The organism is Treponema sp. R8-4-B8, assembly GCF_054786175.1.
Window position 1 is genome coordinate 1 of sequence record NZ_BDHE01000035.1, and the last position, 4,361, is coordinate 4,361.

Below are 4,361 nucleotides of genomic sequence, written 5' to 3' on the forward strand. Positions count from 1 at the left end.
ATTTGCTCCTGAAAAATGTGGTTCGTGGTAAATTTTCCCCTTATCCTTCAATATTGTTAAAAATAAAAAAAAATAGTAATATGAAAGGGTATACGGCAGTTACCGCCGAAAAGTTATATAAGGAACATTTATGGAGAGTAAGGATACTTTGTCAAAAGTAAGCGACGGCGCTTCCGCGGCTATGCTGGAAAAAAGCCATGCCGATTGCGTTGAAACGTGTTTTGACCGTTCGGAAACTCAAAAGGCGCAGTGCGGTTTTGGAAAAAGAGGCCTTTGCTGCCGTATTTGCCACATGGGGCCGTGCAGAATTACGCCTAAGTCGCCTAAGGGAATTTGCGGCGCGACAGCCGACACAATTGCCGCCAGAAATTTTCTTCGTGAAGTTGTGGGAGGAACAAGCGCCCACTCTGATCATGGGCGGCACTTGGTATTGCAGTTAAAAGAAGTCGCTCTTGGAAAAGCGCAAGGCTATCAAATTAAAGATGAAAAAGCTCTGCGCCGAGCTGCAAAACTTTATGGCGTGGAAGAAGAGGGGAGAAGCGCCGAGGAAGTCGCGCTGGAACTTTCCAATTTGTTCCTTAGCGAATTTTCAGAGCAGGAAGGTTTTTTAAAAACTTTAAAATTAGCGCCTAAAAAAAGACAGAGTGTTTGGGAAGCGACAGGCATCAAACCAAACGGTATTGATCGAATGGTAGTAGAGGCGATGCACAGAACGACGATGGGCGTTGATCACGATTATCTAAATTTGTTGCATCACGCCCTTCAAGTGTCCCTTGCAGATGGCTGGGGCGGCTCAAGGATAGCGTCGATTTGTTCCGATATACTTTTTGGAACTCCGTCCCCGGTAAAAAGCGCCGCGAATTTCGGCGTGTTAAAAAAAGATACGGTAAATATTTTAATTCACGGACACGAGCCGGCTCTTTCTGAAATACTGACTACCGTCGTCTCTGATCCTCAGATTGTTGAATACGCTAAGGCGGCTGGAGCGAATGGGATTACTTTAGCCGGCATCTGCTGTACCGCCAATGAAATTTTAATCCGCCACGGCGTTCCGCTTGCAGGAAATTTTCTTCAGCAGGAATTGGTAATAGTAACCGGCGCGGTCGAGATGATGATAATAGACGTGCAGTGCTGTATGCCGAGCCTTCCCGATGTCGCGAAAAATTATCACACGGAAATAATTTCTACCGCCGACATTGCCAAAACTATCGGCGCAAGCCATGTCAACGTAGAGCATGGCGGCGATCCTGTAAAAAACGCTAAGGAACTTGTAAAACGCGCCATTGATAATTTTAAGAATAGGGATCAATCTAAAGTAAATATTCCGGCAAACAATGAAAAACTTGTCGCCGGTTTTTCAGTAGACGCGATAAAATATATGCTCGGCGGACGATTCCGCGCTTCTTTCCGCCCACTGAATGACGCGATTATAGCGAATAGAATTCTTGGCATTGCGGGCATTGTCGGCTGTAATAACACAAAGCAGAAGACTGACGATTATACAAATACGCTCACCCTTGAACTTGTTAAACGAAATATACTCGTGCTTCAAACGGGATGTTCGGCTATCGCGAGCGCTAAGGCGGGACTGTTGAAACCGGAAATTGCGTTAGAGCAGGCGGGCGCCGGGCTTAGGGAAGTTTGCGAAGCCGTGGGCATACCGCCTATTCTTCACATGGGAAGCTGCGTTGACAATTCAAGGATTCTTGAGGCTGCGACAGAAGTTGTTTTTGAGGGCGGTCTTGGAGACGATATCGCGGCTCTTCCCGCCGTAGGAGTCGCGCCGGAGTGGATGAGCGAAAAGGCGGTCGCCATCGGCTGTTACTTTGTGGCGAGCGGAGTTGACGTAATACTGGGAAATCCTTTTTATGTTTCAGGATCGCAGGCTGTCAGCGATTATCTCCACAACAAGGTGAGGGATGAATATGGGGCAAGTTTTCATTTTATTGAAGACCCGATAAAGGCGGCGGATCGCATTGTAGAGCTGATCAATCAGGCGAGAGACGCACTTGGAATTAACAAAAAGACTGAGCGCAAACTCTTCGATATGAAAGACAGGAGGGCGTTGTCATGTCAAAACTAATATGTACCAGCGCGATTGATGGAGCGGTAGAGTTTGTCGCCCAAGCTGTTAAAAAATTAGATGAAGCGGTAAAACAAAAAGGTTTAGACTGCCCTGTTGGTTTTCCCGATACAAATTATTTTCTGCCTATCATTTATTCTTTTACAGGCAAAAAAATGAAAACCCTTGCCGATTTACGGGATATTCTGGAAGAAGCGAAATCGCTTTTGCCAGCGAGACCTGCTGAAAATGTTTGGTTGCCGTACCTCGGCAGCGCGCTTGACGCTGGAGCCGCCGCTCTTTTTGCGTGCGAAGTAATTGAGGCGTGCAAGTACCTTATCGGCCCTAATCCCGTAGACGGCATTTGGCTTGGAGCGGCTAACGATGTAATTATGCGCGAGAGGGGAATTGAGTTCGTAGATGGAACCGCTCCCGGTTTTGCCGCGATTACCGGAGCCGCGCCCGACAACGCCACGGCGGTGAAAATCGCTAAGGAATTACAGCAAAAAAATCTTTATGTGTTTATGGGCGGATGTACAAACGGAGTGCAATTCGCCGAGCAGTTAGCAGCAGAAGGCGTACAACTTGGCTGGGAAACCCGCCTTGTGCCTTTCGGGCGCGACGTTTCCGCTTTAATTTACGCCCTTGGTTTCGCCAACCGGGCCGCGCTTTCGTTTGGCGGAGTAAAGCCGGGCGACTATGAGGCAAACTTAAAGTATAACAAGAACAGAATTTTCGCTTTTGTAATGGCGTTAGGTGAAGTAACAAATGACAAATACGCCGCCGCGGCAGGCGCGATTAATTACGGCTTCCCCGTTATTTCAGACACCGACATTCCTGAAATTCTGCCGACTGGAGTATGCACTTACGAGCATGTAGTTTCAAAAGTGCCTCACGATAAAATAGTGGAAAAAGCCCTTGAAGTGCGTGGCTGTAAAATAAAAATAGTTAATGTGCCGATACCTGTCGCTTACGGCCCCGCGTTTGAAGGTGAGAGAATCCGTAAAGAGGACACCCATGTTGAATTCGGCGGCAACAAAACCCTTGCCTTTGAATTTGTCACAAGCGTGGAATACGACGCGATTAACGACGGCGAAATCAAAATTATCGGCCCTGACATCGACACCGTGGAACCGGGCGGCAGGCTACCCCTCGGCATTTGGGTGGAGGCTGCGGGCAGAAAAATGCAGCCTGATTTTGAACCGATACTTGAGAGGCAGATTCACCACATGATCAACGGCGCGGAAGGAATCTGGCACATGGGGCAGAGGGACATTGTATGGACGCGCGTTTCCAAAACAGGTTTTGAAAGAGGCATTCGCCTTAAACACTATGGAGAAATTCTCCACGCCAAATTATTGGCGGATTATCCCGCGATAGTGGATAAAGTGCGCGTAACGCTTGTTACGGATCAAGCCGAAGTGGAAAAAAGACTTGCCATCGCGAGGAAAGTTTACGATGAGCGCAACCGCAGACTGGAAGCCATGACTGACGAATCTGTCGATACTTTTTATTCCTGTCTGCTTTGCCAGAGTTTCGCCCCCAATCATGTATGCGTTATCACCCCTGAGCGGCTTGGCCTATGCGGGGCGTACAACTGGCTGGACGGCAAAGCGGCTTATGAAATTGACGAAACAGGCCCCAATCAGCCGCTTAAAAAAGGCGAGTGTCTTGATCCTGTAAAAGGAATCTGGTCTGGGGTAAGCGATTATGTTTTCACGAATAGCCATAAAACGGTAGAAACTTTCTGCGCTTATTCAATCATGGACAGGCCGATGACAAGCTGCGGCTGTTTTGAAGCTATCTGCGCCTATGTGCCGGAATGCAACGGCGTAATGGTCGTGAATCGCGAATATTTAGGCGACACTCCTATTGGAATGACATTTTCAACATTGGCCGGTTCTGTCGGAGGAGGCCAGCAGACTCCGGGCTTCTTTGGCTGCGGAAAAGTTTTTCTTACAAGCAGAAAGTTCCTGTTTGCGGAGGGTGGTTACGCGAGAATCGTGTGGATGACCAAAGAATTAAAAGACCTTTTGCATAACGATTTATTAAGACGTTTTGACGAACAAAAACTGCCCGGATTTATCGATCAAATCGCGGATGAAACTGTTGCGGTGACAGCCGAAGAGACGCGGAAGTTCATGGAAAAAGTTAAACACCCGGCGCTAAAAATGGAAGATATGTCACGTTTCGCTCAGAGCGAACAGACGGGGGAAACCGCCGCGAAGACTGAGGCCGTTAAAACTGAAAATGTTAAAAAAGACGCGCCGTCCGGTTCCACGGTGTCGATGTCAGGGCC

The 4,361-nt window shown here is 48.0% G+C and carries 2 protein-coding genes; both read left to right on the forward strand.

Annotated elements, in window-relative coordinates:
• Window positions 1-130 precede the first annotated feature (130 nt).
• On the forward strand, window positions 131-2,083 hold the full coding sequence (cooS, locus tag ACYVRA_RS05675; protein WP_461251781.1) for an anaerobic carbon-monoxide dehydrogenase catalytic subunit: 1,953 nt from the start codon (window positions 131-133) through the stop codon (window positions 2,081-2,083).
• Window positions 2,071-4,361 (forward strand): acetyl-CoA decarbonylase/synthase complex subunit alpha/beta (gene acsB, locus ACYVRA_RS05680; RefSeq protein WP_461251782.1); only part of this gene is annotated, 2,291 nt, incomplete at its 3' end. The genes cooS and acsB, both read left to right, overlap by 13 nt.

Excerpts from the sequence above, each read along its gene's own strand:
- cooS (WP_461251781.1), top strand. The coding sequence starts at position 131 with ATGGAGAGTAAGGATACTTTGTCAAAAGTAAGCGACGGCGCTTCCGCG.